General features: G+C 52.5%; 1 protein-coding gene. It reads left to right on the top strand.

Annotation, left to right across the window (positions count from 1 at the left end; translation table 11 throughout):
• Positions 1 to 742 precede the first annotated feature (742 nt).
• Positions 743 to 846, top strand: a 104-nt coding sequence (locus IVA74_RS40155; protein ID WP_247340152.1) for a transposase, incomplete at its 3' end; no start/stop codon positions are given.

The following is an 846-nucleotide window of genomic DNA, read 5'->3' on the forward strand; positions in this document are numbered from 1 at the left end:
GACCAGCTCCGCCGATCGCACGTTGCTCACCCCGCGCCAAACGGCGTAACATCCGCTGAGGCTCTAATCGCCACTGGATGAAACTTCGGAGGCAGGTCAAGTGCTATATCCGTCATATTTTAGTATGCTGCGCTCGGGCGGGATACCATTCGAGACTTTGACAGGCATATCGCATAGACGAATTCCCAAGTTCGCGGGTCGCGAGCGAGCGAAAATTATACCAAATATTGCGATTTTTGGGCGCCCCATCGGTGAAAAGAAGGTCGAAGTGACGAGCATTAATCGACTGATGCTTGCACGAGTCGAGTACGAGGTCCGCTTTGGTCCAGTTGGATACCAATGGATTGAGGACGAATCTAAAGCCATGGAAGCTTAGAGGGCTCAGCGGAGGCGTGCCACGGTCGATGAATTTCGCTACGCCCTTTCCTGAGGACTAGATCGGATTTCTCATGCTAACGCCAATTGCTGGTTCTGCGTTCTCTTTGGGTACTTCATAGGAAAATGCGCCCCACATATAGCGGGGGCCGCTCACAGTGACGGACCATCGAGAGTTCGCGATTGTTTTTCCATCGACATCCTGAAGTGCAAATTCGACGTTCAGAACGTTATCCATCACGCTTGCTTTGAGTGCGTTCTTCGGAAAAATCCGATCGAATGCAATCACTTCTTCGACATCGTCTAGTGAGCTGCACCCGGTTCCGAAGACACCAAGTTAGGTGTTTTATGGAGCAGGAGGTGCGTCATGGAGAGAAGGCAGTTTACGCGGGAGTTCAAGCTTGAGGCCGTGCGGCTGATCAAGCAGCGCGGCGTGTCGTATGCGCAGGCGTCCAAAGACCTTGGTATTCA

Origin of the sequence: Bradyrhizobium sp. 132 (genome assembly GCF_023074185.1) — a bacterium.
Classification (GTDB): domain Bacteria; phylum Pseudomonadota; class Alphaproteobacteria; order Rhizobiales; family Xanthobacteraceae; genus Bradyrhizobium.